Source organism: Bdellovibrio sp. (genome assembly GCF_036384735.1).
Taxonomy (GTDB): Bacteria; Bdellovibrionota; Bdellovibrionia; order Bdellovibrionales; family Bdellovibrionaceae; genus Bdellovibrio.
This window is the reverse complement of the sequence record NZ_DASVLT010000011.1, coordinates 42,144-68,501: the sequence shown is the minus strand read 5'-3', so window position 1 is coordinate 68,501 and position 26,358 is coordinate 42,144. Positions and strand designations below refer to the sequence as shown.

Here is a 26,358-nt window from a genome sequence, read left to right as displayed (position 1 = left end):
CAAATCTTCGAAAAAACGATAGGTTGGTTCAACTGCTGAAAGGGCAAAGAAATGCAAACGACTCTAGTTAAAACATTGTATCGCGAGACTGAAAAATATCTCGATAAAGAAGTTCATCTTTCTGGTTGGGTTCGTAAGATTCGTGACCAAAAAAATTTCGGCTTCATCGAATTGAATGACGGAAGTTTCTTTAAAGGCGTTCAAGTAGTCTTCGATAATAATTTGTCTAACTTTGATGAAGTTGCAAAACTTTCGATCGCCAGTTCTATTTACGTGACGGGCAAAGTGATCAGGTCTCAAGGCGCTGGTCAAACCTTTGAAGTCATGGCTACTAAAATTGAAGTCTACCAAAAGGCTTCCGCCGAATACCCGTTGCAAAACAAACGTCACTCTTTCGAGTATCTTCGCGAGATCGCTCACTTACGACCACGTGGTAATACATTTTCCGCTGTATTCCGTGTTCGTTCTGTCTTGTCTTTTGCGATTCACAAGTTCTTCCAAGAGCAAAATTTCGTTTACGTGCATACGCCAATCATCACAGGCTCTGATGCTGAAGGTGCCGGTGAAATGTTCCGCGTAACAACTTTGAAGTTGGATAATCCTCCACGTACAGCTGATGGCAAGATTGATTCATCAAAAGACTTCTTCGGTAAAGAGACAAACCTGACTGTGAGCGGTCAATTGAACGGCGAAACTTTCTGTGCTGCCTTTAGAGACATCTACACATTCGGCCCTACTTTCCGCGCAGAAAACTCGAACACATCTCGTCATGCTGCCGAGTTCTGGATGATCGAGCCAGAGATCGCCTTTGCCGATTTGAACGCCAACATGGATTTGGGCGAAGAGATGATCAAGTATTTGATCCGTTACGTGATGGAACAATGTCCAGAAGAGATGGAATTCTTCAACCAATTCATCGAAAAAGGTTTATTCGATAAGTTGAACAACGTTTTGAACAACGAGTTCGGTCGTGTGACTTATACAGAAGCCATCGACATCTTGAAAAAATCTGGTAAGAAATTCGAATACCCAGTTGAATGGGGTATCGACATGCAATCCGAGCATGAAAGATTCTTGGCGGAAGAACATTTCAAAAAACCTGTATTCGTGACGGATTATCCTAAGAACATCAAAGCTTTCTACATGAAACAAAATTCAGATGGAAAGACTGTTCGTGCGATGGATTTGCTTGCTCCAGGTATTGGTGAAATCATCGGCGGATCTCAAAGGGAAGATAACATCGAGATCCTTGAAGCACGCATGAAAGAAGTAGGTCTTCACCCTGAAGATTACTCTTTCTATTTGGATTTGCGCCGTTACGGTAGCTTCCCACATGCAGGCTTCGGCTTAGGCTTCGAGCGCATGTTGATGTATGTGACCGGTATGACAAATATTCGCGACGTTATTCCGTTCCCTCGTACACCGAACAATGCTCTATTCTAGATTTGAATTTAAATCGGGAAATAAAAAAGGAAGCTTCGGCTTCCTTTTTTATTGTCTTTTCTTTTTCGCAAATCCTGACTTGCCGGACCCCGATTTTCCTTTCGATGCTGACTTACTACCCTGTTTGGATGAAGTTTGCTTACCCGTTCCTGCTTCTTTTTTTTCAAAGCGGAACTTTCTTGAGCGATCGATAAATTCAAATTGCGGATCGACTTTAATTTCTTCAGCGCCTTTCAAGTACATTTGAATCTTTTTGTACATGCGCGTATCTGACGGAGTCACAAAAGTAATTGCTTGTCCTGAACGACCCGCACGTGCGGTTCTGCCAATGCGGTGAAGAAAATCTTCTGCTTGAAATGGAAGATCGAAATTCACAACGTTATCCACATGGGGAACATCCAACCCGCGAGCAATCAAATCGGTCGCCACCAAAACGCGGATTTCGCCTTCACGGAATTCACGCATCACACGATTGCGCTGACCTTGCGAAAGACCTCCATGAATCAAATCAGTCTCATAACCATAGTCCTTTAAATATTGGCCTAAGGCTTCGCAGTTTTCCTGATTGCCTGTAAAAACAATCACACCACCACGAGCGGCATTCAGTTCATCCAGCAAGCGATCGTTTTTCATTGTACGGTCTAACAGCAAGACTTTTTGCTTCAAAGCTGCGACAGGGGCCTCCGCTTGCGCTGATCTAATCATCATGACTTTGTGATTCATGAAAAGTTGTGCAATCGATTCAACGTTCTTTCCAAAGCTTGCAGAGAACATCAAAGTCTGTCTTGCACCACGTAAAGTATTTTGGATAGTCTTTAATTGCGGCGCAAATCCCATATCCAACATACGATCTGCCTCATCGATAACGATGACTTCTACGTTTTGCAGCAAAAGCTTATTCGTCATCAAGTGATCATTCATACGACCTGGAGTCGCAATAATTAAACGCGGATTTTTTTTAAGCTGATTAATCTGCTTAGATCCTGTACTGCCGCCAATGACCAAACACGCTGACACGGGCATCTCTGCACAAAGCTCTAAAAAAACTTTATAGATTTGCTGAGCCATTTCACGACTCGGGGCTAACACTAAGGCACGTGCCGCCTCCTTCTTAGCTAAAGTCGTCAGAATAGAGAGAGCATAAGCTAATGTCTTGCCACTACCCGTTTGAGCAATCGCAATCACGTCGGTTCCATTCAAACTATTTGGGATCGCTTCGCTTTGAATCGCAGTGGGCTTAGAAATCGACATCTTCTGAAGCGCACGCATCAAAGCGGGCTCTAAATTCATTTCTGCAAAGCTATTAAGGCGCAAGGTCGGAGTTTCAATCTTCATAGACGCACGTGTAGCACGATCACTGACCGCGCGCCTTCATTTTTTCTTTATAGAAGGACTTTTTTGCCACATAGATGGTTTTGTCAATCTCGGCACACACAGCACCCTCTTCAGTCTTCAACTGAATTTGCCAAGTGAAAGTTCCCTCACTGTTTTCTTCAATCGCCGTGTGAACTTCGCCCAATTTTTCAGGGGAAATATAAAACTCGGTGTAAAGAGTTTCGGTGCCAGGTCTTTTAAAACGTATTGTGCCTGCCTTGTCCCAAACGACATAATCTTTACCTAAAATTTCCATCAGCATCAGCATAAAGAACGGATCCGTAGCTCCGTACATGCTGCCGCCGTAAATGGTGCCTACGCGATTGCGAGTTCTCCAATTAAGAGGAATCTTTACTTTAAGCAACGTAAAGTCTGACGAAAGATAATAAATTCTTCCGCCGGTTCCACGAATGCAGGGCCAAATATTTAAAGCATGGCGATAAAACTGACTCCACAAGTACTGCTTCATAACTCCCTCTAAGGATTCGGCATTTCAAAAACTTTAGCCTTAATCGCAGCTGGACGAGCCATCAATCTTTCCATATACGCTTTGATTGGTGGATTCGGTTCCACAAGGTAATCCCAAGCGCCCGGAATGATCGCCGCTAACATGATATCAGCCGCTGAAAAGCCGCTTAGTAAAATGTATTCTTGCTTACTTAAAACGGGAAGCAATGCCAGTTTCAAAATCTCGCACTGCTCTTTAACGAATTTATGAGTCACTGCCGTTTCTTCTGGAGTCGACACATGTGTGAACATACGGGCAATCACACATTCCAAACTGCCGACGGACCAAACCATCCACTGTAAATACGCAGGACGCTCTGGAGAATCCAATTCGGGAGCAAGTTTTGCCTCGCTAAAGCGATCTGCAAGATAAAGACAAATAGCACCTGATTCAAAAAGGACTGTGCCGTTATCATTGATCGTTGGAACCCGACCCATCGGATTGAGGGCGCGATACTCCGGCGCATTCATATCGCCATTTTTCTTTTTCAAATAATGATCTTTATAAGGAACCTGTAGCTCTTCGAGAAGCCAACGAACGCGATCACTGCGATCTTGATTGGCCATGCAGTAAATATCGATAGGTTGCATAATCGGTAACTCCGTTTATTCCAAGAAGCTTACCGCCAAATTCATCCATCGAGAATAGTAAAACCACCGACCGCGTTGAGCTAGTCGATGGTCATGGCTATTAGGCACTTTCTTTGGTGACCTTTAAAATCTTGCGCGGTTCAATCACGTGATCGATCAAACCGAAATCCTTCGCCTCTTCAGAACTCATATAGTGATCACGCTCCATCAAACGAGTTAATGCCTTTGTGTCCTTACCAGTGTGATGAGAGTACAGCTCTGTCAGTCTTTTTTTTGAACGCACCAACTCCCTTGCATGGATCTCGATATCAGTGATTTGTCCACTTAAAGAGCCTTCGCCCAAATGTGGCTGATGAATAAGAATGCGACTGTTCGGCATTGCATACCGCTTACCAGCGGTCCCCGCGCTTAACAAGAATGATCCCATGCTGGCTGCAAGACCGAAACAATAAGTCGCAATATCGCATTTCACGAAATTCATCACATCATAAAGTGCCAGTCCCGCAGAAACAGAACCGCCTGGCGAGTTGATATAAAGGTGAATCTCTTTATCGGGATTATCGACTTCAAGAAATAAAATCTGCGCGATCAAACTATTTGCAACCTCATCGGTCACCGCCGAGCCTAAAATCAGAATACGATCTTTCAGTAGTCTTGAGTAAACATCATAACTGCGTTCGCCCTGCGGGGTTTGCTCGATAACTTGGGGAATAATAAGTGCCATGGCTTCTCTCTCCTCTGTGAACGTGTAAATGAGATGAAGAGTTCTCATTGCAAGCACCATGCAGGAAAATGTGCTCTCGCAGAGTGTTTCAAGCTGATTCAATACTTTCACGGGAAGAATTTTAAGCAGAGATCATTTCTGATAGAAGAATTTGTTATAGCGATGATAAGGCCAAGATTGTCAGAAAAGAGACTGAAAATGTCGCAGATCTATTAAAAGGAGACCGCCCCGTGAGGATGCATCCACGGGACGGCCTGGCAGGTTCAGTATTTTTTTAGGATGGATAGAAGTTTGGCTTTCACTTCCTCGTCATGCAGGTCACACTTCGTTTGCACCAATCCAAAAATGGATTTGAAGCTACCGCGTGTTTGCTCAAGTTCTGCAGCGGAAATGAAGTTCCATTCTTTTTGCAGTTCGCTTTTCAGCTTTTGCCAAGTCTCTTTGTTTAATTGAATGTCCTTCATACATTTGCTCCTTCACATTTCTGCGAATAAGCTTGTGCAGTCAGGGTGCCATCTCGTACGGTGATTTATTTCGATCTGAACTGGTGTACAGGGAAAATTACCCCAGATATTTGAGGCGTTTCTACTCAAGACATCTGAGCCGTTCGTTTTAGACCGACAGCGATTGTCATTTCTCCAAGCAATCCGGCTAGTCTCATTTTAGAAGGCATGAGCGCGAAGTGCTTCGATCTCGTCGACTTCTTTCGGAACGGATGTCAGATATTGATAACCATCTTGAGTGACTACGATATCATCTTCGATGCGCACACCAAGTCCTTTGAACGCAGCAATCCCCTCTAATCCTGAGCGAAAATAAAGGCCCGGCTCTACAGTAAAGCACATCCCTGCTTCAAGTTTCAGAGCATTACCTGAATCATCACAGTAAGCGGAAGGGTCATGAACATCCAAGCCGATCCAATGTGAAGTTGAATGTGGCATTAATTTTAAAATATCGTCTTGAATGCGTGATTTATCGTAGCCCTGACGAAGAAGCCCCGCTGACATTGCCGATAGCGACAACAAATGAAGCTCTTGCAAATCGGTTCCTGGCTTTATCGCCTGTATGATTTCCTTTTGCGCCTCTAAGACAATGTTATAAAGATCTCTTTGCGCTTTCGAAAATTTCTTGCCCGATATAAAGACACGAGTGATGTCTCCGCAATAACCGGCATATTCACCGCCCGCATCCACTAAGACAAATTCATTATCTTGAATGATACGATCCGTAGCTCTTGCATGTAATAGAGTTGAACGCTCTGCCGAGCCCACGATTGTTTGATAAGCGACCCACAACATTCCCTGAGACATAAACTGCGACTCAATCCAATGGGCAATGTCTCTTTCAGATCTACCGATCACGGATTGCTTCATTAATTCGGTATGAACATACGATGTACGCATGCCAGCCTCACGCATCAGCGCAATTTCGCCTTCATCTTTTTTCAAGCGCAAAGTCCCAGTCAATAATCTTGAATCGCATAAAGCGACTGGCGAGACAGGCGTGTTTCGTCCTTTCAGTCTCTTTTCATAGGAGGCAAGAGAAACAATCTGTGAGTCCAACTTAGAGTCACGACCTAATGCAAACGCAATCCGATCCACCTGAGAAGCGTGAGCGCGTAAGATATCCTCAAGACGATTTACATTTTCAAAGCGAATCCCGAATAATTTCTCTGCCCGATCTTTATCACTTATAAATCCTTCGTCATCCCAGACTGCGGCTTCCGCTGAATTTGATTTAGTGAGAAGATATTGATCTTTTCCTGCGACTATCAACAAGGCATCTGAAATTTCTAAACCCGTTAGATAGTAAAAGTCAGATGACACCTTAAAACGATAAGCCACCGAATGAGACCTTTTCGCCTCGGAACCGGAGCCAATCACAAAAAGAGTTCTTGAGTATCTTTGTCCTAATTCGATTCTTCTTTTGGAAAATACATCTGTTTTCATGATTTAAGTATATTTTAAGGAACTTATTTGGTGATAATAATTATCAAAAGGTCCCTATTAAGGTACTTTTTAAGGGGTAAAGGAGAACGCCATGGAACACTCCATCTATCTTGAAGGTATCAAACGAGCCTTGCGCAATCAGGGGGTGACGTATTCAGCTCTTTCCAAAGAGCTACGTATGACCGAATCAGGCGTGAAGAAAATGTTGAATGCCAAAGACATTTCCTTTCGCCGGGTTTTGCAGATTTGCGATGTCTTAAATATTCTTCCTGGACAGTTATTTTCTTTATCAGAAAAATCTTCTATTGAAGAGGTTCATCTAAGCGATCATCAACAAGAAGTCCTCTTGAAAAATAGGACTCTGCTGGCTGTCTATTGGCGTCTTGCCATCGAACACTGCTCGACAGACGAAATTGAAGCCCTGCAAAAGTTATCCAGGTCAGAATTGAAAAGGCATTTGGATAGACTTGTCAGTCTGGATCTTCTTTCTGTGCGCAAAGGAGTTTATAAAGCTAAGCACCTAGGAAAATTCAAATGGCCCGATGATTCTAAGATTGCGAAAGCCTTGAATAAGGAATGGTCTGAGTTGGTTTTGCAAAGAACCTTGCAGAACAAGAACTCCCCTGAAACCCTACATCGTCTTATTGCGATGAAATTAAGTGCGAAGTCTTATCAAGAATTCTTAAGGCGGCTTTCAAACCTTGTCGATGAAACCATTCAGGAATCTGAAAGAGAAGAGCTGACCTTAGCTAAAAGTCAGCTCTTTAATATTACAAGTCTGCTGGCTATCTCGCCCAAGGGGTTTTTCGACAGCTAAAGAACCTGAAGGACAATCTTTCCAGTGTGATGACTTGATTCCATCAGCGCGTGCCCTTCAGAAGCCTTCTCTAAAGGAAGTACTTTGTAAATTAAAGGCCTCATTTGTCCTTTATTTAACAATGGCCAAATGTTTTTCTCTAGGGCCTGGGCAATCCGAGATTTTTCCGCAACGGACCGAGGACGCAATGTAGATCCTGTTAACATCAAACGCTTTTGCATGATTTGACGCAGATCCAATTGAACCTGAGCTCCTTGCAAAGTTGCGATCTGGACAAGCCGACCTTGGGAGGTTAACGCTTCTAAATTTCTTTGGAAGTAAGAACCACCTACCATATCTAAGATGACATTCACACCTTTCCCCTGTGTGAATTCTTTTGCGATCGTGACAAAGTCTTCCTCCTTATAAAGAATCACACGATCTGCACCAAGTTTTTTGCATTCTTCAACGGATTCCCGTTTTCCTACTGTTGTTAAAACTTTTGAGCCCAATAAGTGAGCCATTTGGATAGCCGTTGTCCCGATGCCACCTGATCCACCATGAATCAAAGTGGTTTCGCCGTCTTTCAAACGACCGTCTTCAAAAAGATTTGTCCAAACAGTAAAGAATGTTTCAGGCAGTGCCGCTGCATGAATAAAGTCGAAATCTTTTGGGATCGGCAGACACTGTCCTTCCGGAGCCACGGCGTATTCAGCATATCCACCGCCACTTAAAAGCGCGCATACCTGATCGCCTTTTTTCCAACGTGTGACGCTGGCACCGCACTCTTTCACAACGCCAGCTACTTCGAGACCCAAAACAAGCGAGGCCCCTGGTGGTGGTGGATAATTTCCTTGGCGTTGAAAACAATCAGGTCGATTGATACCCGCCGCATGCACTTCAATCAAAACCTCACCAGCAGCGGGTTTTGGAGTTTCAACTTCCGCGACTTTCAAAACTTCCGGGCCACCCGGTTTTTCCATGTTAATAAACTTCATCGCTCTTCTCCGTTGTGTTAGCTTATGTTAGCTCTCGGTTCGGTTTCCTAATGCTCTGAGACCTAGATCCAGTTCTTTTAAGTAAACAGACGGGACTTTTGACAGGTCACAAGACTCAATAGAGCCTTTACTCATGCTACAAATTATATTTTCACTACTCGTTTCAATTCACGCCCCAGCGGCTTCTACTAACTATTCTACTGTGCTTGATGGTCTTAAAAAGATCCAACAAGAGAATCCAACTACAACACAGTGGATCGACCTCGGAATGTCTGACTCGGGTCAGATGATCTCTGGTCTTAAAATTGGCAACGGTGAAGTTGCTGATCTTATTGTTGCCACTCACCACGGCAACGAATATGGATCCACAGCTGTTGCAATGGGAGCCGCAGCCTCTTTCGCGAAAAATCCACTTGCTGGTCACACAGTTTACGTGATCCCGGTTTTAAATATCTCTGGCTACAACTCTAGCAACCGCTACGAAAAAGTTCCAAGTGGCATGCTCGATGATAACCGTGACTATCCAGGACCATGTGTTCAAGGTAAATCATTCCAATCTAAAGCAACTAAAGCTCTGGCAGATTTCATCGATAAGAAAAATATCGTAGCTTCTGCAACTCTTCACACTTACTGGCCAGCGGTTCTTTACCCTTGGGGCTTTTCTACTAATGACGTGAGCACTCAGTATGACTCACAATTTATTAGTTTGAGTAAAGATGCCACTGTTGAAAGTGGTTACGATGTTGGTAACTCGAAAGTACTTCTTTATGCCGCTGATGGAGCATTTGAAGACTACGCTTTCTGGCAACACGGCATCTGGTCGCTTCTTTTCGAAATGGGTGACTCACACACTCCTTCTCAACCAGATATGGATAAGATGGTTGCTACAAATGTTCCTGGTCTTCGCCGTTTCTTTGAAAATGCTCCGAAGACCCGCGCTGAAAACCACGCCTTTACAGGCAAATGTGATTACAACCGCGCACAACAACGTGTTCACCTAGAATAGTTCTAACCGTGAGACTCAACAACACCGTGACCTGAGTCCTTCAGGTCCGGTGGCAGTTGCCAGAAAATCCAGGCCGAACTGCACGTGATAATTCCCATACAAACAAATGTCGCTCTGAAAGCCTCGATGGCAAATTCCTGTCCTTGTGCAACCCCGTAATGTTTCGCAAACGTACTTAGCAGAGCACCGGCCGCTGCCACTGCGAAACTCATAGCCAACATCTGGATCATAGAAAATAAACTATTCCCACTGCTTGCCAACTTAAAATCCAAATCTTTCAGCGTTAGTGTGTTCATCGCCGTGAATTGAACCGAATTCACCGTACCGAAAAATAGCAACTGAATCAGTCGGATCAAATAAGGTTCGCTTGGACTGAATAAAGCAAAGCTTGCCATAGCAAGGCCCACACAAATTGTGTTACTCACTAACACCTTCCGATAGCCCATTTTTACTATCAACGGAGTCGCCAAACGCTTTGCAAAAATTCCCGCAAGAGCCACAGGTACCATTGTCATACCGGCCTCGAGTGGTGAAAACTTTAAGCTCACTTGCAGAAGCAGCGGAATTAAGAAGGGCATGCTACTGCTTCCGATGCGTGCAAATAGATTTCCCAAAAGACCAATAGTATAAGTATCCGATTTGAACAGACTTAGTGAAAACAACGGATTGGGGCGACGAGAAGCATGCAACCAATAGCTTGTTAACGCTGACAGACCAAAGATCAAAAGCATTAACACTGTGGCATGTTGGAATCCGAGCTCTGATAATCCGTCCAAAGAAAAGGAAATACACACCATGCTGGCTGATAACATAATGAATCCTGGAAGATCAAAGTGGCGCTGCTCCCCACGGCTGTCAGGCATGTGGTAATAAGTCGCGATGACTCCCAAAATTCCCACTGGAATATTGATTAGGAAAATCCAATGCCATGAAGCCACCTCAACAAGCCATCCCCCCAAAGTTGGGCCGATGAGTGGGCCTACCAAAGCTGGAATCGTCACAAAACTAATCGCACGCAGAAATTCTTTTTGCGGAAAGGCACGCAAAACTGCAAGACGCCCTACCGGCATCATCATTGCGCCTCCCGTGCCTTGTAAAACGCGAGAAAGGACGAGTTCTGTTAACGTGTGCGACATCGAACAAGCTAAAGATCCCAGAGTGAATAAGATCAATGCCGAGAAAAAAATTTTTCTTGTTCCAAATTTATCTGCGATCCAGCCCGTTGCGGGAATAACGATGGCAATGGTCAATGAATAAGCAATCACCACGGACTGCATAAGAAGCGGACTTTCCCCTAAGCTTTTCGCCATAGAAGGTAGCGCAGTATTTACGATCGTGGCATCCAAAGTTTCCATGAAGAAACCAATTGCCACCAGCCAAAGAAGAATATTTTTAGAGACAGGACTTTTACCAGCACTCGTCACCGCGACTTCCATCAAAACTGTCCCTCCCGTTAGCTATAGTCTCGGAATTTGATGTTGTTAGCAATGTTGATATGCTGTCAACGACCCACGCCAAGCATAGGTCGCCAAAGCGGTGTCACTATTTTGTTACCGATTTCTTTTCTGTCCTTACGGGTACTTGTTGGAAATAAAGCGCAAGAGCTTGGATGTCCTTATCACTTAATTTTTTGGCGATCTCTAGCATCTGACTAGAGCTATTTTTTCGGGTTCCATTTTTCCAGGCCTTCAACTGACTTTCAGTATAATTTGCATACTGTCCTGCCAGAGCCGGAATTGCCGGCGCCAACCCGACGCCTCCCGGTCCATGGCAATTGTTGCAACCTTGAATTTCCAACTTTGCATCACCAGTCATTGCCAAAACCTCCCCGCGTTTCAATACAACAGCAGAAGCCTTCTTCACTTTTGGACTTGGAAATAAAATTTCTGAATAATAAGCCGCTACATTTTCTTTCTCTTCATCGGTCAGGGCTTTTGCTATCGGTCCCATCACTGCATTGGCACGTACACCCGTGGCATAGTCCTTTAACTGATTCACAATATAATAACGTGACTGATTGAACAGACGAGGAAACGAGTCCGTCTTTGGCTCTTCCTCGCGAGTTCCATGACATGCGATGCAAGCGGTGGCTCCCGCTTGTGTCCCATTTCTTGCGATCACCTCGCCGGCTTTTAAAGCAGACACATTATCGGCTGCGCGAACTGATCCTGCGATACACAAAATCAAGGCCGTAATAAGAATATTTTTATTTTTCATATCACACCAACGATCCTGGAGATTTCACATATTTTTTTAATGCCTCTGCCGCCCAGTAAGTCAATGCACCAACTGTTCCTGTGGGATTGTAACAAGCATTTTGTGGAAATGCGGATGCGCCGACGACAAATAAATTTGAAACATCCCAGCTTTGCAAATACCTATTCACAGCACTTGTACTTGGATCAGTTCCCATCACAACTCCGCCTGTGTTGTGAGTTGTTTGATAAACTGTCGTATCCCAAGATTTCTGACGAGCTTGAACAGCCACCTGCTTACCACCCATCGCATCGCCAATTTGTTTCGCCTTGGAAGTCACGAACTGGGCCATGCGGATGTCATTATCTGGAAAGTCAAACGTCATTCTTAAAAGCGGTAATCCCCAGGCATCCTTATAAGTTGGATCAAGATCCAAATAATTCTGACGAGCCGCTGTCGAACTTCCGTGAATATTTAAATTCAAGGTGTGATTGTAGTGACGAGCCACTGCCTTTTTCCACTCGACACCCCACTTCGGCGTCCCGGGAGGAGTTGGCCGATATTCGATAGGACGACCATTTGTATTAATCGCGCCAATGTAAGCACCACCAATGAATTTCAAAGGTCCATGGTCAAAGTTATCGCCAGAAAAATCATCAATCAAAGTGCCTGAGGATCCCGATGCCATGAATGGGTTGATGTTCACGTCTTCGCCAAAGAAGACTTGTCCAGAGCTCATCGTTTGATAAGCATAATTGCGACCAATGACACCCTTGCCAGTTTTGGGATCATACGGAGCTCCAATTCCCGACAGCAGCATCATGCGCACATTGTTGAGTGAGAACGCCGTTAGCAGAACAAGATCTGCGGTTTGCTCAAATTCCCGGCCTGCGCTGTCAATGTAAGTAACACCTGTCGCCTTTTTCTTTGTACTATCTAGATTAATTCTTAAAACCTGACAGCCATTGCGCAGTTCATAGTTTTTATTGGCTAACGCCACCGGCAAAATTATTGTCTGCGGGCTTGCTTTAGCAAAATGCTCGCAGCCAAAACGCTCGCAAAAACCACAGAACGAACATGTTTGTAAAGTCTGCCCCTCGAAGTTAGTGTAAGGCTCGCTTAAGTTGGAAGAAGGTTGGGGGAAAGGATGATAACCAAGACTTGTGGTTGCCTTTCCAAAAATAGCACCCGCATGATGTTCTTTCATAGCCTTCGTTGGATATTCGCGCGAACGCCAACCTTCAAATGGATTTCCCCCAGGCTTAATTTTTCCTTTCACGTTCCCTGCGGTGCCACTGGTGCCACATAAATATTCGAACTTATCATAGTGAGGTTCAAGTTCGTCGTAGGTCACACCCCAATCTTGAATTTGCAGATCTTTATCTAAAAAGTTTTTTCCATAGCGCTGCTCAATGTGCGTCTTGTAAATAAAATCCGCCACTTGAAAACGATATGTTTGTCCGTTCCAGTGAACCATCGCTCCACCAAGTCCCGTGCCAGGAAGAAAGCTATCCCAGCGTCGAATTGGCAAAGCTGTTTGATCTAAACTGTTGCGAACTGTAATGGCCTCTTTGGTATTGTCTTGCATCAATCCCTTACGAACTGCATAGCGAAGTTCATCGTGCATATTCGTCGATTGAAAATCTGGAACCGTATCGATATGCGGACCGCGTTCTAGCCCCACAACTTTCAAACCTAGCGCCGCCAATTCTTTCCCCAGAATAGCGCCGGTCATTCCTACACCAATCGTTAATACATCAACGTGCTTCAATTTTGTTGCCATAATTACTCCTTAACGGCCTAGATGAGCTGGAATATTTGGATGTTGATGAACCATTCCCATTGAATCTTCCGCAAGACTCGTTGGAGCACGATCAATCTTAATTCCATGTTTATCGACAACGTCGTAATAACTTCCATAAGCACCAGGGAATCCAATCATGCGCCAGGAAAGCATGTCATAGTTGCCTCCGTAAACGGGATCCGAAAAAAATCCCTCCATTGTCATTTGTAAAAGTGACGAGAAGAATATTTGCGAAGGGACTCCGCCAAGATCTGCCCCACCCTTCTCAAGATCCTTTAAGAAATTGTCCTGCTCAGTAGCTGACATCTTTGCTAATGGAGTTTTCATTGTCTTTTGCAAGGCCTTAAAAGCTGTTCTAAAAAGTTCAGCCGGAGTATAGGGTAATTGATAGCCCTGTGTTTTTGTTCCTTGCTGCCATGGACCGCTTCGATAAAGTCTTTCGCCGGCTCCCCAACTGCCCCCCAATTGCTTATCGATGTAATTCGGCACACCGGCTTCGATGGCGCCTCCCCACTTTTCGTCAGGTGGAATCAAGCGGGCGGTCGCGGCTTCGACAAATGATGCTTCCCATTTATTTAAAAATATATATGTGGTTTTACCTGGAGAGTTCTTATGTGACAAGGCTGCCTTGCCCTTACTAATGGCGGCCTCAGCTTTTTCTGCTGCAGCTGTAATCGGAAGTGTTGCTAACAATCCCGTCGCTGCAATTTTAATAGCCTCACGTCGAGAAACTTTTAGTTTCTCTGATGAATCGTCACTCACAGATCCCCCTTTTTGAAATGCTCTTTAGATGAGAATTAGAATCTGCGAGGAATATTTATGAGACAAACAAACATGAACATTCGTGCTAAGGATCATTCTGGATGTTCGAGATTTGGCCTTAATGATTTTTAAAAACAGTGGACAATAAGGTACAAAGGAGTCTTTATGAAACACCTCTTTCTGTTTTCTGCATTTTTAATTATTTGCCTTACCACACTGAAAGTTAGGGCCATAGAGGTTCAGCCGTCCCTAACTTGTACAACAAGTGTGATCAATTCCATTTATATTCCAAAACTTCGCGCAGTCGCGGATTGGACTGACGATCAATTACGCCCTTATGCAATTCAACTTTGTAATTTAGATGTGCAAAGATCCGCCTTACAGCTATCAATCAAAAACCGTGCGGATCAGCTTCGCACGGGCAATTGGCGCATTTGCAAAGAGGTTATTCCGGGAAATCCAAATCCCACAGATGCCCAATGTAAAGCAGCTTATGCACAAACTATCAATGATTTGATTGATCACTGCATCAGCGTTGTAAACATGGGACACAATCCTCACAACGTTCAGCTGTTGATCGATCCAGAGAAAGTCGAAGTTGCATGCCTAAAAGGCGTGAACACAGCTCTTCAATGATAAAGAAGAGCACGGGTTAGAATGATATGGCCAGCAAGGGCTCCGCCAATGCAGACGGGGCCTATGAAAGCATAGGGCATGTGAAATACCAGTTGCAACGGTGGCTGCACTCCCCAAGTAAATTTAAATGGCGACGACATCACAGAAACATATATGGCATTCGCTAATGAAATCATACCGGCAATATTAAAGATCCAAGTGAGTTTCCGATAGGTCCCCGCCAGAGGCGCAATCGTCAATGCGAAAAGTCCCGTGAGTACATCAAAGTTTTTTCCAGCCACCGTCATGGTCGAAGGAATTGTTCCCTGTTCGGCCCAACTGGCCATTACTAATTCAAGCGGCAGCCGATAGACATGAAAAGCAACGATGAATACCAAAGGAATCGACAAAGCAATCTTTGCTCCCCAATGAGAAAATCCAAAAAGGACGGCCACTGACAAAAGAGACAAATGAAACAAAGGAACCGTAGGAACTGGGTAAGCTTGCAGAATTCCGCTTTGCACGATTGTTGTCGCCATTGAAAGCCACAACACAAGCAGGAAAGCCATTAGCAAAGTATTCGTCCATGGCTTTTCTAAAAGTCTTCGACTCGCATAGTAGATAGCCGCAAGGAACATTCCGACTTCAAAAAGAAGAACCAATCCAAAGGCTATAAGTGACGGCAGACTTGCTGGAGTGAATTTCATAACCTATTCTAGGTTCATGAAAATCGCCACGTCACTTTTAATTGTGTTTTTTTCGCATTTTGTTTTTGCTGCTGACTGCCACGAAAATCGTGGCGCCTTGGACATTGGCTCTGGAACGACAAAAGGTCTCGTGGCCGAAGTGGACACATGCGAGAAAAAGATCGTAAAAGTTCTTTTCGAAAATCATATCGCCATTGCTTTCAATGAGGCTCTTGAAAAATCTGGAAATCAAACTTTGCCTGAATCGGCGGTGGAAGCCGCGATCCCGCTCATGCAATCACTCGTAAATCGTATGCAGGCGTTCAAACCCACAAGCATTCGCGCAGTCGCGACCTCCGTATTCCGTATTGCTCACAACGGCACCGAGGCCTCAGCAAAACTGACAAGGGCCTTGCACCTCCCAGTAACTGTGATCTCTCAAGAGCAAGAAGCTCACTTAGGATATCTATCGGCCTTAAGTCAGAAAGAGGTTTCATCGAAAGAAAACCTCATCGTTTGGGATATTGGTGGCGGGTCCATGCAAATGTATTCCATGACAGGACGTAAGAGTCATTTGTTCGAAGGAAATTTAGCGTCAGTCACTTTTAAAAATAAAATTCTAGAGGTTCTGCAATTTAAGGACGTGAAGTCAGCGTCTTCTCCAAATCCGCTGGGCCGCAGTCGCGAGGCCGCTATCCAACTTGCAAAAAATCACGCTTATCTAAATGTTCCTGCCTATTTCAAGCAAGCAGCAAAAAAGTCCCGCTGGATCGGCGTCGGTGGAGTTTTATCCGCATCAATTCAGGATCAAGTAAACTCAAAAGGTCATGGCTTCACACAAGAGGAATTGGAAAAGACGTTAGAAAAGAGTTCGACGCTGACTGATGATCAAATCGACAGCGATTACAGAACAACACAAGTAAGCAACTTGGCTTTGGTTCTTGGATACATGAAAGCTTTGGGCATTAAGAAGATTGAAACTGCAAAAGTCTCGCTAGGCCAAGGTGTTCTAACCCAAGGACTGAGATAAAAAAAGCCTTCGGGTCTTGCGAAGGCTTTCTTTTATTCTTAATCTTTAAAAAGTTTTTTAAAACCCTGCCAGCAATCTTGATAGTCATCTTGCAAGAAACCTTTTTGAATTGCAAAGTCCGTTAGCATGTAAGGCACACGGCACTCGAACATGAAAGCCATTGTCTGATCGATTTTGTGTGGCTTCAATTCGGCCTCGCTAGCCTTTTCAAAAGATCCCGCATCAGGACCGTGAGCCGAATAGAAGTTATGCAAACTTCCGCCGCCGGGAATAAAGCCACCACTTGTTTTCGCATCGTAAACGCCATAGATCAAACCCATGTATTCACTCATGCAGTTGCGATGGAAATATGGAGGACGGAATGTATTTTCGGCAACCATCCAACGTGGAGGGAAAATCACAAAGTCCACATTCGCAGTTCCCGGTGAATCACTTGGCGAAGTCAGGACTGTGAAGATCGAAGGATCTGGATGATCGAAACTGACTGTGTTGATAGTATTGAACTTGCGAAGATCATATTTATAGGGAGCATAGTTCCCATGCCACGCCACCACATCCAGCGGTGAGTGATTCATCGGTGCCACCCAAAGTTCGCCCGCAAATTTTCCAACAAGTTCAAAGCTTCCTTCAAGGTCTTCGAAGGCTGCCACGGGCACCATGAAGTGCCTACGATGGGCGAGACCATTCGCGCCGATCGGCCCCAACTCTGGCAAATGAAAAGGAGCGCCAAAGTTTTCACCGATATAGCCATTGCACATAGAGCCTTTTAACGGATTCACTTGGAATTTCATTCCGCGCGGAACCAAGGCAATCTCACCCGCTTCTACCTCCAAAAAGCCAAGCTCCGTCTTGATTTGCATGTTGCCCGCCTGAGGCACGAACAAGAAATCACCATCGGCATTCATCATGTAGCGATTTCCCATAGGCTCACTAAATGAATACAGATGAATATGCAAACCGCGCTGTTCATGGCTGTTCCCAGTTCCACAAACTGTGCGAATGCTTTCCAGAAAATTTTGTTTCGATGGCGCCACTGGATACGGATTCCAACGCATTTGGTTGGGATTCGTATACTTTGGTTTCATAAATGTTTTTTCTGTCAGTTCTTTCATCGGAGTGAATGCCTTATGCATCACCGAAGGGCGAATGCGATAAAGCCAAGAATACAGATTGTGCGCTCGTGGAACTGTGAAGGCCGTACCACTCAATTGCTCTGCATAAAGACCTTTCGGTGCTTTCTGTGGAGAATTTTGATCAAGAGGCAATGTGTTAGGACGCGCTTCAGAAGAAAAGTGATTTCCGAATCCGGACAGATATTGTTTTTCCATACGCCCAGCTAAACAGAGTTCACGCTCTAAAGTCAAGACTTGCTCATTTCGTCCACCCAGGTTTCAATAAACTCCGCCGAAGGAGTACATCATGAATCTTAGACTTATGCTTCTGGTCTCAAGCTTTTTGTTCGCAGCAAACCATGCCCTTGCCGACGAAGGCATGTGGACACTAAATAACTTCCCAACAAAGACGGTTGAAGAAAAATACAAATTCAAAGCCACAGGCCCATGGCTAGATCACGTGCGTTTGTCATCTGCTCGCCTTGCTGGCGGATGTTCTGCAAGTTTTGTGTCATCTAACGGGCTGGTAATGACAAATCATCACTGTGCTCACTCTTGTATTGAACAACTTTCCACAGCAAAAAAAGATTTCGTTGAAAGCGGCTTCTACGCGAAAACACAAGCTGACGAAGTTCGTTGTCCTGAAATCGAGGTGAATAAACTTGTGGAAATCACAGATGTCACAGCTCGTATTCAGAGGAAGGTAAAAGGCTTACAGGGCAAAGAGTACAACGAAGCCCTGAAAGCGGAAATGTCCACTCTTGAAAAGGAATGTTCACAGGGAAATGATCAACTTCGTTGCGACACCGTGACTTTGTATCACGGCGGTCAATACAACCTTTATAAATACAAGCGTTATCAGGATGTGCGCTTGGTGTTTGCTCCAGAGTTCGCAATCGCATTCTTCGGTGGTGATCCTGACAACTTTATGTTCCCACGCTATGATTTTGATATCTCTTTCCTAAGAGTTTATGAAAACAATCAGCCGCTAAAGACGCAAGATTACTTCAAGTGGTCACCTGCAGGCGCTCATGAAAATGAGTTGACGTTTGTGACGGGCCACCCAGGAAGCACGTCACGTTTATTGACTGTCAGCGAGCTTGAATATATTCGCGACGTACGTGCACCTGAATACCTGATGTATCTTTCTGAGCTTCGCGGAATTCTGACAGAGTTCCAAACAAAAGGGGCAGAGCAGAAGCGTATCGCCAACTCACAACTTTTCGGTGTTGAAAACAGTTTGAAAGGCCTTAAGGGTCGCTTCTTCACTTTGACGGACAAGAAATTCTTTGCCAAAAAAGTTGCTGATGAGAACGCATTCCGTGCAAAAGTAAATGGCAATCCAACCTGGAAAAAAGCTTATGGCACAGCTTGGGACGAAATGGCTTTGGCCGAACACGATCTTAAGAACATTCACACCCAACTTCAGTGGAAAGAAGACAGCTGGTATGGCTCTCGCCTTTTTGGCATTGCGAAAACTTTAGTGCGTGCAGCCAGCGAGCTTCCTAAGCCGAATGAGAAACGCTATAGAGAATTTGCTGATTCAGCTTTACCGCAAATGAAACAACGTTTGCTTAGCACAGCCCCGATTTACGACGATCTTGAAATTACAAACTTGACGTTCAATCTAACAAAAATGCGCGAACAACTCACAGCAGATGATCCCTTTGTTCGCAAAGTTTTGGGTAACAAATCTCCTGCAGAGTTAGCAACAGAGCTTGTGAAAAATACGCACCTGAAAGACATCAAAGTTCGTGAAGAACTTTTGAATGGCGGACAAAAGGCTATTGAGGCTTCAAAAGACCCACTGATTAAACTTCTTGTGGCTCTTGATTCAGAGGCACGTGCTATCCGCCAGAAATTCGAAGATGATATTGAGCCACGTCTACGTCGTGCGAGCGAAAAGGTCGCACAAGCACAATTCGCAGTTTTTGGTTCAAAAACTTATCCAGACGCAACTTTCACTTTGCGCATCTCCTATGGTCAGATGAAGGGTTATAGCGAAAACGGAAAATGGGTAAAGCCCTATACAACTATCGGCGGTGCTTATGAGCGCGCAACCGGTAGCGATCCCTTTGCATTGCCTGAGTCTTGGCTGAAAGCCAAAGAATCCGTGAATAAAGAAACTGATTTAAATTTCTGCACGACAAACGATATCATCGGTGGAAATTCGGGCTCACCAGTGATCAACAAAGAAGCCGAGATTGTCGGTCTTATCTTCGACGGGAATATTCAATCACTTGGAGGTGACTACGGTTACGACGGCACGGTGAATCGCGCTGTAGCGGTACACAGTGCTTCAGTCTTGGAGCTTCTTCAGAAAGTTTATAAAGCCGAAAGAATTGTTCAGGACATCAAAGGAACAACTCCTTAATTGATTATCCACAGAGACAATTACACACGGGTTTTCCTCAATATAAGGGCAGCTTACACTGCCCTTATTAACAGGAGGAGAGCCAATGAAAACACTAAAGATCCTTTTAACATCCGCCCTCTTACTATTCTCAGTCAAATCCATGGCCGTAGGCTTGTTCCTTGAACCTGGCGTATTCTATGAAAAAGGCGATAACAATATTGATTGGCCTTCTCCATTAAGTTCTTCAACGGGAACAACAAAAGGATTTGGTGTCGACCTGAAATTAGGTTTGCACTGGAACTCTGTGGTGTTCTTGGCACTTGACGGAACTTATTCGAAGGTAAAATTTGAAAACTCCGCGACGAATTATAGCGCCGATGCGACATCAACAACATATGGTGCCGTGATCGGTGGGCAATTCCCTGTCTTGGGATTGCGTGCCTGGGGTGGCTATGTTTTCGGCGGCACATTAGATCCAGATGAAGATGGCGGCTATGATGTAAAATTCGAAGATCCAAAAGGTTTGAAAGTCGGTGTGGGCTTTAAAATCTTCTTCGTCAGTATCAATGTCGAATATATGGATTTGAAATACGACAAATCTTATATCGAAAAGCCTGCCAATATGAGTTTCGATAATAAGCTTGAAAACAAGGTGGGCGTGGTCAGCTTGAGCTTTCCTCTTGCACTGTAGTTTACTTCACGAAATCTTGGACGCTCTTACCCATGTCTAGGAGAAGTTTACGAACAGAATCGTAGTCTTTATCTGTGCAGTCCTTAAAGCCCGTTAAGTGATATAAATTCTTAAGGGCTTTAGCTCCTTCCGGAGTTGAACCAAAACTTTTGAGCGCGCTTATCAGCTTTGCTTCAATTTCGGGAGGAAGATTTTTTCGAACCACCACTGGATCACTTGGAATCGGTCCCGTGAGTTTCAAGATACGAACTTTCTCATACACATCTGGAAATTGTTGAACCACCAGGCGACGCGCGTCCTGAGGAACACCATTTTCAGCTGGCGTATTGTATGTAGCGCCAGCATCAATGCGACCTTGATAAACCATTGTGACAACACTGTCGTGCTTGCCTGCAAACATCACCTCAGAGGGTTTGATGTTTTCATCCTTCATCAATTTTGCAGCTAATAGATATCCCGATGTAGACGCTGGATCGACAAAGGCAAACTTCTTCCCATTCAGATCTTTCAAACTTTGGATCTTAGGATTCGCCGTGATGATTTGGCCCCAATACTCTGAATGCCCCAAATTCACCCCAATCAGGCGGGCCGAGGCTTGGTATTTTTCGTGAGCCATAATGTAACCAAAGGTATTCACAATGGCGATGTCGACTCGCTGCGAACCCAATCCTTCCACAACTGCAATAAAACTCACTGGAACTTGCATTTTGACGTAGAGCCCCGTCTGATCGTGAATCCATTTTTCTAGAATTTTCCCGTTCTCCATGAGGACAGCGGAATCTTGCCCGGGAACCAATGCAAATTGGATGGGTCGACTTTCACTTCCCAATTCTTTTTTTTGAGTGCAAGAAACGGATGCCACAAGAGCTAAAAAAATCAGAATTTTCTTCATCACGAGAGCGTTCCTTATGAATACTTTCGTGCCAATCTACTCTTGTTATTAAATGTATGCAATAAACTGTATTCTAAACATAAAGGGATTGAAACATCATTGGCTTTCACGAGATAAGGAGTCCATGGCAATGGCTAAGACAAAAATTGAAATTGATGCTGATCTACAGGATTTGATTCCGCAATTCCTGGAAAATCGTAAAAAAGATATCGCATCTCTGCAGGCCCTCATTGATCAAAAAGATCTCGTGGCGATTGCAGCCCTTGCTCACAAAATCAAAGGGGCCGCTGCAGGGTACGGTTTCGCAGACCTGAGCTCGATGGCCGCTGAAATAGAAATAGCTGCCAAAGCTAGCGACGTAAATCCTCTTTCCGGCATTGTCTCCAACATGAAAACTCACTTCGAAAATATCGAAATACATTTTGTTGAAATGTAGTAGAAAAATATGACCACCCGTTCCCGCCTGCTTCTTTTCACGATCGTCCTGGTTTTGGGCGCCATGGCGGCGGCCGGAATGATTGGCTATCGAATGGGAGGTTCGTCGCTAGAAACCAGCTTCAGCGAACGACTGGCTCAAGCGCGCCAAACTAAAGCCGCTGCTCTCCAATCTGAATTCGAAAATATCGGCAAATCTTTACTTATCACCGCGGAATTAAGTCGTACGCGAGATTCACTTCGCGACTTCCTTCACACCGAGAACCAAACATTTCGTTGGCTGACAAAAAATTCCAATCAGGAGGAATGGCGGGATCAACTAATCCGGGCCTATAGTCCTTCTGAAGACTCTGATCTTGCGAAAGCTATTCACCATCTGCATAAATTCCCCCTATTTTTACAAGCCCAGTTCATTAAGCAATCTCTGATAGAAGATATTCCCACAAAAAGCGTTGTTAGCGTTCCAACGCGTTCGGGTCTTTCGTTCTTTCGATTGCATGAATCTGTTCATCCGTTCTTTCTAGATTATGCTGATCGCTTCGGCATCAATGACATTCTGCTTGTCGATAATACGGGGACGATCGTCTATACTCTTCAGAAGGGTTTAAATTTCGGCACGAATTTGAATTCAGGAATTTTTGCAAGCTCCTCTTTAGGGGACGCCTATCGCTGGTCCCTGAATGCAACACCTCGTAGTTTTAAGTTTTTTGATTTCACGCCTGCCACGTTTGCAGATCAACCACCTCCTGCTTATTTTGTCAGTCCCGTTTTCGATAAGTCTCAATATTTAGGAGCGGTGATCTTTCAGATCTCTTTAGATCGCATTGATCAGATCCTAAGTGACAGCCATCAGTGGAAGAAATCGGGCCTAAAAGAAACCGGCGAGGTTCTTGCCGTCGGACCTGAAGGTCTTTTTCGCAATAACTCTCGCTTCTTTTTTGAAAATCCAGTTGGTTTTCTCAATAAATTCAAAAAAGCTGGCGGCAGCGAGCAAGTTGCAAAATCTATCGAAGATGCAAAGACGACCGCACTTAAATTGGGTCTTCCCATTGAAAAAGTCCGTCATTACTTCCGAACAGATGAAACTGTTGAATCCGACAAAGACTATTTAGGTCAAGAGTCCCTCGCATCTGCGGGTAAAGTTCATCTGCCGGGTGGAGGCGATTGGGTTTTGATAGCCAAGATCGATCGCGATGAAGCCGTGGCGCCACTCAGTCAGTATCTAGTGCTATTCGGGTTGGGCACTTTTGTTTTGCTTGCAACGTTTATTATCATTTTCCTAATTCTTTCTCGACGCCTCACAACGCCCCTTCGTTCCTTGGAAGTTGCGATGTCACGTCTCATGCATCATGATTGGAAGCAACGACTTCACTACGACCAAAAAGATGAGTACGCAAAGGTTTTTGAAAATTACAATCAACTCGCAGAAAATTTAGAACAAACCACCGAGGCTAAAGAAGCATTAGAAGCGATTCTTGATACTTTGGGCGAGCTCCTGTTAACGGTCGAGCTGATCACAGAAGAAGACCGCCATCAGTTCATCGTTCGCACTGCCAACGCAACGGCCGGAGCCTTAACGGGTGTTCCTAAGGTTTCTCTGGTCAATTCAGATTTAAAGCTTTGGATTGATACGAATTTTGAAAAAGTACTGAGGGAAATTCAGTCTGAAATTCCTGACGTTACACCTTTCGAAGGAACGCTGAAACGCATTTCCGGCGAGAAAATCCCGTTGATGATTTCCCTGGGCAAAGCCAACTTATCTTCGTCAACAGCCAAAGAGTTTTTGCTAATTGCCTCAGATATCAGCCAGCAAAAGGAAGTCGAAAGACAGCTGTTGGATAAAGAAAATCTTTTGCGTGATTCACAGTCATTAGCTAATACCGGCATCTTTCGTTGGGAGCCAAAGACTGGCAAAGCTTTTTGGACAGATCAGCTTTATAAAATTTTAGGACTTAATCCACAAAAGGCCGAAGCATCTGACAATTTATTAAAGTCTTTGATTTTTACAGAAGATCTTCCTTTGCTAGAGAACGCTTATCAAGAGGCTCAAAACACTCTCAAGCCTTACAAAGTTGATTTCCGTATTCGTCGCGCTGACACTCACGAATTGGCGTGGCTTCGTGCCATCGGTCAGATTGAATACGATCAGTACGGACTTCCCGCTCTTACTTCGGGAGTCATGCAAGATGTGACAGACTTAAAACGCACCGAGCTTGCATTGATCTCTGCAAAAGACGAAGCCTTGAAATCTTCTCAGGCAAAATCAGAATTCTTAGCACACATGAGCCACGAGATTCGTACTCCTATGAACGCTATCATGGGTATGGCCGAGCTTCTGCGTGAGACAAAGCTTACCGATGACCAGGAATATTACATAAAGATCTTCTGCAAGGCTGGTGAAGTTTTAATGGCCTTGATTAATGATATTTTAGATCTTTCGAAAATCGAAGCCGGTGAAGTTTCCATCGAAAATATCCCGTTTGATTTGGTAAAAATGATGACGGATATCCAAGATATGATGAAACCTCGAGCCTTGGAAAAAGGCCTCGGCTACTCCTATGAGATTGCAAAGGGTATCAACCCTCAGTTGATGGGTGACCCCAATAAACTTCGTCAGGTTCTAATCAATCTTGTCAGCAACTCGATTAAGTTCACGGATCGTGGACAAATTCGAGTGATGGTTTCAAAAAATCCGACAAAAAAAGACAGCTTGATGATCAGCGTAAGCGATTCGGGTGTAGGTATTGCCCCCTCCAAGCAACATCTGATTTTCCAAAAATTTTCGCAGGCTGATAGTTCGATTACACGCAAATACGGTGGAACTGGCCTCGGTTTGGCGATCTCCAAAAGCTTAGTTGAGTTGATGGGCGGGCAAATTTGGTTTAAAAGTCGCGAGGGCGTGGGAACTACTTTCTTTTTCACCGTTCCACAGCGAGAACAAATTTACAGCGTTCTGACGCAAAAACCCGTCCCTATGCAGACTCCAGCTCTTGATTTCAAACCCTCTGAAATTGAAAAGTCACGCGATCCAAATAAAAAAGTTCGTATCTTGCTTGCCGATGATACAGAAGATAACCGCATTCTATTCACTCGTTATTTGAAAAATGGACCTTTTGAAATTGTTGAAGCCGAGAATGGACTTGAGGCGGTAAATAAGATAAAGTCAGATGAGTTTGATGTCGTCTTTATGGACGTGCAAATGCCAGAAATGGACGGTTACGCGGCGACGGAGCAAATCCGCGAGTGGGAAAAAAGCGTGCATCACGCCCACATTCCTATCATCGCCTTAACAGCCCATGCCCTTTCTGATGACAGAGAAAAATCTTTGCGTGCGGGATGTGACGATCACATCACAAAGCCGTTTAAGAAAAATACTCTGCTAGATGTTATCGATCGGTATTCACACTAAGGAGCGTTATGGCCGCGGCCCCTGAAGAAAAAACCAGACTTCTGATCGTCGAAGACGACTCGGACATTCGTGAATTGCTCAAGCATTTCATGAAAGAGTTCGTGGATGAAATCGTCGAAGCAGAAAATGGAGCGGCCGCTCTGAAGTACGTAAAGGAACAAGAATTCGACACAATTCTTTCTGATATCGAAATGCCTCAGATGAACGGTCTTAAGTTTTTGGCTTATGTTCGCTCATTGGGTCATATGACTCCGTTCGTGGTTTTGACAGCTCATGGCGATCATGCCCGCGCCTTGGAAGCTCTGTCTCTAGGTGCTTTTGACTTCATCACTAAGGATTCCAAAAAGAAATTTGTGATTGAAAGCGTGTGCTCTGCTCTGAAAATCGGTCGCGAAATGAAAGCTTCTAAAAACGATGCAGTTCGCTCGAATCATCTTCGTAAGCTTTATGCAGACATGTCTAAGTCTTCAGAGCTGCGTCTTCGTAAAATCATCGAAGACATGTCCTCAAATAATTGACCTCATCCGTATTTGGGGTAACTTAGAGCATGCAATTCTCTAGGAGGTCCTCATGGTCAAAATGTCCGCAATCTATCAAGGCGAAAAGCACTGCGAAGCTACTCACGAACCTTCGAACTCTCATATCGTAACGGATGCCCCAAAAGATAATAATGGTAAAGGTGAAGCATTTTCCCCAACAGATCTAGTGGGTGTTGCCGCTGGTACCTGCATGCTGACAACGATGGCGATCAACTGTGAAAAAGAAGGTGTCAGCATTAAAGGCTCGCGCGTTACTGTTGAAAAAGAAATGTCTGCAAATCCACGTCGTATTGCAAAATTGAACATCGTCATTCATCTGCCGCAAAATATTCCTCATGATTATAGAAAGAAATTAGAAGGTTTCGCTTTGAACTGTCCGGTGAAGGCAAGTCTTCGCGATGACGTGCAAATGCCAGTGGCTTTCCACTACGATATGTAATCGG

Annotated in this window: 25 protein-coding genes; 11 read left to right on the top strand and 14 right to left on the bottom strand. The window is 44.5% G+C overall.

What is annotated here, in order from left to right:
- The first annotated feature begins 51 nt into the window (after nt 1-51).
- Complete coding sequence (asnS, locus tag VF412_RS04195; RefSeq protein ID WP_331337956.1) at nt 52-1,443, top strand: asparagine--tRNA ligase; 1,392 nt, start codon at nt 52-54, stop codon at nt 1,441-1,443.
- Nucleotides 1,444-1,491: 48 nt separating this feature from the next.
- On the opposite strand, the gene VF412_RS04190 is transcribed toward asnS, so the two are convergent.
- From VF412_RS04190 to VF412_RS04165, 6 genes are all read right to left on the bottom strand, one after another.
- Nucleotides 1,492-2,778 carry a DEAD/DEAH box helicase gene (locus VF412_RS04190; RefSeq protein WP_331337955.1) on the bottom strand — a complete coding sequence of 429 codons (1,287 nt, stop codon included), beginning with the start codon at nt 2,776-2,778 and terminating at the stop codon, nt 1,492-1,494.
- Nucleotides 2,779-2,797: 19 nt separating this feature from the next.
- On the bottom strand, nt 2,798-3,286 hold the full coding sequence (locus tag VF412_RS04185; protein ID WP_331337954.1) for a DUF4442 domain-containing protein: 489 nt from the start codon (nt 3,284-3,286) through the stop codon (nt 2,798-2,800).
- An 8-nt stretch (nt 3,287-3,294) separates the two neighbouring features.
- Nucleotides 3,295-3,915 carry a glutathione S-transferase family protein gene (locus VF412_RS04180; RefSeq protein WP_331337953.1) on the bottom strand — a complete coding sequence of 207 codons (621 nt, stop codon included), beginning with the start codon at nt 3,913-3,915 and terminating at the stop codon, nt 3,295-3,297.
- 100 nt (nt 3,916-4,015) lie between these two features.
- Entirely contained in the window at nt 4,016-4,639 is a 624-nt protein-coding gene (locus VF412_RS04175) for an ATP-dependent Clp protease proteolytic subunit (RefSeq protein WP_331337952.1), read from the bottom strand.
- A gap of 263 nt (nt 4,640-4,902) precedes the next feature.
- Nucleotides 4,903-5,103, bottom strand: a complete 201-nt coding sequence (locus VF412_RS04170; RefSeq protein WP_331337951.1) for a hypothetical protein — start codon at nt 5,101-5,103, stop codon at nt 4,903-4,905.
- 198 nt (nt 5,104-5,301) lie between these two features.
- Nucleotides 5,302-6,588 (bottom strand): Xaa-Pro peptidase family protein, encoded by a 1,287-nt coding sequence (locus tag VF412_RS04165; protein WP_331337950.1) that lies wholly within the window; start codon nt 6,586-6,588, stop codon nt 5,302-5,304.
- 91 nt (nt 6,589-6,679) lie between these two features.
- On the opposite strand from VF412_RS04165, the gene VF412_RS04160 reads away from it, so the two are divergent.
- The gene (locus VF412_RS04160; RefSeq protein ID WP_331337949.1) at nt 6,680-7,405 is read left to right on the top strand and encodes a helix-turn-helix transcriptional regulator; all 726 of its coding nucleotides are present in this window, start codon (nt 6,680-6,682) and stop codon (nt 7,403-7,405) included.
- Here VF412_RS04160 and VF412_RS04155 read toward each other — a convergent pair.
- The gene (locus VF412_RS04155; protein ID WP_331337948.1) at nt 7,402-8,382 is read right to left on the bottom strand and encodes an NAD(P)H-quinone oxidoreductase; all 981 of its coding nucleotides are present in this window, start codon (nt 8,380-8,382) and stop codon (nt 7,402-7,404) included. The genes VF412_RS04160 and VF412_RS04155 overlap by 4 nt on opposite strands.
- 133 nt (nt 8,383-8,515) lie before the next feature.
- On the opposite strand from VF412_RS04155, the gene VF412_RS04150 reads away from it, so the two are divergent.
- Nucleotides 8,516-9,388 (top strand): M14 family zinc carboxypeptidase, encoded by an 873-nt coding sequence (locus VF412_RS04150; RefSeq protein ID WP_331337947.1) that lies wholly within the window; start codon nt 8,516-8,518, stop codon nt 9,386-9,388.
- Between the two features lie 2 nt (nt 9,389-9,390).
- Here VF412_RS04150 and mdtD read toward each other — a convergent pair whose 3' ends face one another.
- The 4 genes from mdtD to VF412_RS04130 all read right to left on the bottom strand — a co-directional run bounded on the left by mdtD (nt 9,391) and on the right by VF412_RS04130 (nt 14,150).
- The gene (mdtD, locus tag VF412_RS04145) at nt 9,391-10,824 is read right to left on the bottom strand and encodes a multidrug transporter subunit MdtD (protein WP_331337979.1); all 1,434 of its coding nucleotides are present in this window, start codon (nt 10,822-10,824) and stop codon (nt 9,391-9,393) included.
- Nucleotides 10,825-10,930: 106 nt separating this feature from the next.
- Nucleotides 10,931-11,605: a c-type cytochrome gene (locus VF412_RS04140; protein WP_331337946.1), complete on the bottom strand. Its 675-nt coding sequence runs from the start codon at nt 11,603-11,605 to the stop codon at nt 10,931-10,933.
- Nucleotide 11,606: 1 nt separating this feature from the next.
- Entirely contained in the window at nt 11,607-13,367 is a 1,761-nt protein-coding gene (locus tag VF412_RS04135; protein ID WP_331337945.1) for a GMC family oxidoreductase, read from the bottom strand.
- A 9-nt stretch (nt 13,368-13,376) separates the two neighbouring features.
- Entirely contained in the window at nt 13,377-14,150 is a 774-nt protein-coding gene (locus VF412_RS04130) for a gluconate 2-dehydrogenase subunit 3 family protein (RefSeq protein ID WP_331337944.1), read from the bottom strand.
- 165 nt (nt 14,151-14,315) lie between these two features.
- Here VF412_RS04130 and VF412_RS04125 point away from each other — a divergent pair, with 165 nt between their 5' ends.
- Complete coding sequence (locus VF412_RS04125) at nt 14,316-14,786, top strand: hypothetical protein (RefSeq protein WP_331337943.1); 471 nt, start codon at nt 14,316-14,318, stop codon at nt 14,784-14,786.
- Here VF412_RS04125 and VF412_RS04120 read toward each other — a convergent pair.
- The gene (locus tag VF412_RS04120) at nt 14,780-15,472 is read right to left on the bottom strand and encodes a hypothetical protein (RefSeq protein WP_331337942.1); all 693 of its coding nucleotides are present in this window, start codon (nt 15,470-15,472) and stop codon (nt 14,780-14,782) included. The genes VF412_RS04125 and VF412_RS04120 overlap by 7 nt on opposite strands.
- A 16-nt stretch (nt 15,473-15,488) precedes the next feature.
- Between VF412_RS04120 and VF412_RS04115 the strand changes: the two genes are divergently transcribed.
- Nucleotides 15,489-16,481: a hypothetical protein gene (locus tag VF412_RS04115; RefSeq protein ID WP_331337941.1), complete on the top strand. Its 993-nt coding sequence runs from the start codon at nt 15,489-15,491 to the stop codon at nt 16,479-16,481.
- A 38-nt stretch (nt 16,482-16,519) separates the two neighbouring features.
- On the opposite strand, the gene hmgA is transcribed toward VF412_RS04115, so the two are convergent.
- On the bottom strand, nt 16,520-17,809 hold the full coding sequence (gene hmgA, locus VF412_RS04110) for a homogentisate 1,2-dioxygenase (RefSeq protein ID WP_349258993.1): 1,290 nt from the start codon (nt 17,807-17,809) through the stop codon (nt 16,520-16,522).
- Nucleotides 17,810-17,900: 91 nt separating this feature from the next.
- On the opposite strand from hmgA, the gene VF412_RS04105 reads away from it, so the two are divergent.
- Both VF412_RS04105 and VF412_RS04100 read left to right on the top strand, forming a co-directional pair.
- Nucleotides 17,901-19,967 carry a S46 family peptidase gene (locus VF412_RS04105; RefSeq protein WP_331337939.1) on the top strand — a complete coding sequence of 689 codons (2,067 nt, stop codon included), beginning with the start codon at nt 17,901-17,903 and terminating at the stop codon, nt 19,965-19,967.
- An 85-nt stretch (nt 19,968-20,052) separates the two neighbouring features.
- Nucleotides 20,053-20,640 carry an outer membrane beta-barrel protein gene (locus VF412_RS04100; protein WP_331337938.1) on the top strand — a complete coding sequence of 196 codons (588 nt, stop codon included), beginning with the start codon at nt 20,053-20,055 and terminating at the stop codon, nt 20,638-20,640.
- A gap of 1 nt (nt 20,641) precedes the next feature.
- Here the strand turns inward: VF412_RS04100 and VF412_RS04095 are convergent, their stop codons facing one another.
- Nucleotides 20,642-21,532, bottom strand: coding sequence for a phosphate/phosphite/phosphonate ABC transporter substrate-binding protein (locus VF412_RS04095; RefSeq protein WP_331337978.1), 891 nt, complete (start codon nt 21,530-21,532; stop codon nt 20,642-20,644).
- Nucleotides 21,533-21,662: 130 nt separating this feature from the next.
- On the opposite strand from VF412_RS04095, the gene VF412_RS04090 reads away from it, so the two are divergent.
- Genes VF412_RS04090 through VF412_RS04075 form a run of 4 tightly spaced genes read left to right on the top strand, consistent with a single transcriptional unit; the run spans nt 21,663 to nt 26,354 of the window.
- On the top strand, nt 21,663-21,968 hold the full coding sequence (locus VF412_RS04090) for an Hpt domain-containing protein (RefSeq protein ID WP_331337937.1): 306 nt from the start codon (nt 21,663-21,665) through the stop codon (nt 21,966-21,968).
- Nucleotides 21,969-21,977: 9 nt separating this feature from the next.
- Entirely contained in the window at nt 21,978-25,376 is a 3,399-nt protein-coding gene (locus VF412_RS04085) for an ATP-binding protein (protein WP_331337936.1), read from the top strand.
- A gap of 8 nt (nt 25,377-25,384) precedes the next feature.
- Nucleotides 25,385-25,894: a response regulator gene (locus VF412_RS04080; protein WP_331337935.1), complete on the top strand. Its 510-nt coding sequence runs from the start codon at nt 25,385-25,387 to the stop codon at nt 25,892-25,894.
- Between the two features lie 52 nt (nt 25,895-25,946).
- Nucleotides 25,947-26,354, top strand: a complete 408-nt coding sequence (locus VF412_RS04075; protein ID WP_331337934.1) for an OsmC family protein — start codon at nt 25,947-25,949, stop codon at nt 26,352-26,354.
- The last annotated feature ends 4 nt before the right edge of the window (nt 26,355-26,358 follow it).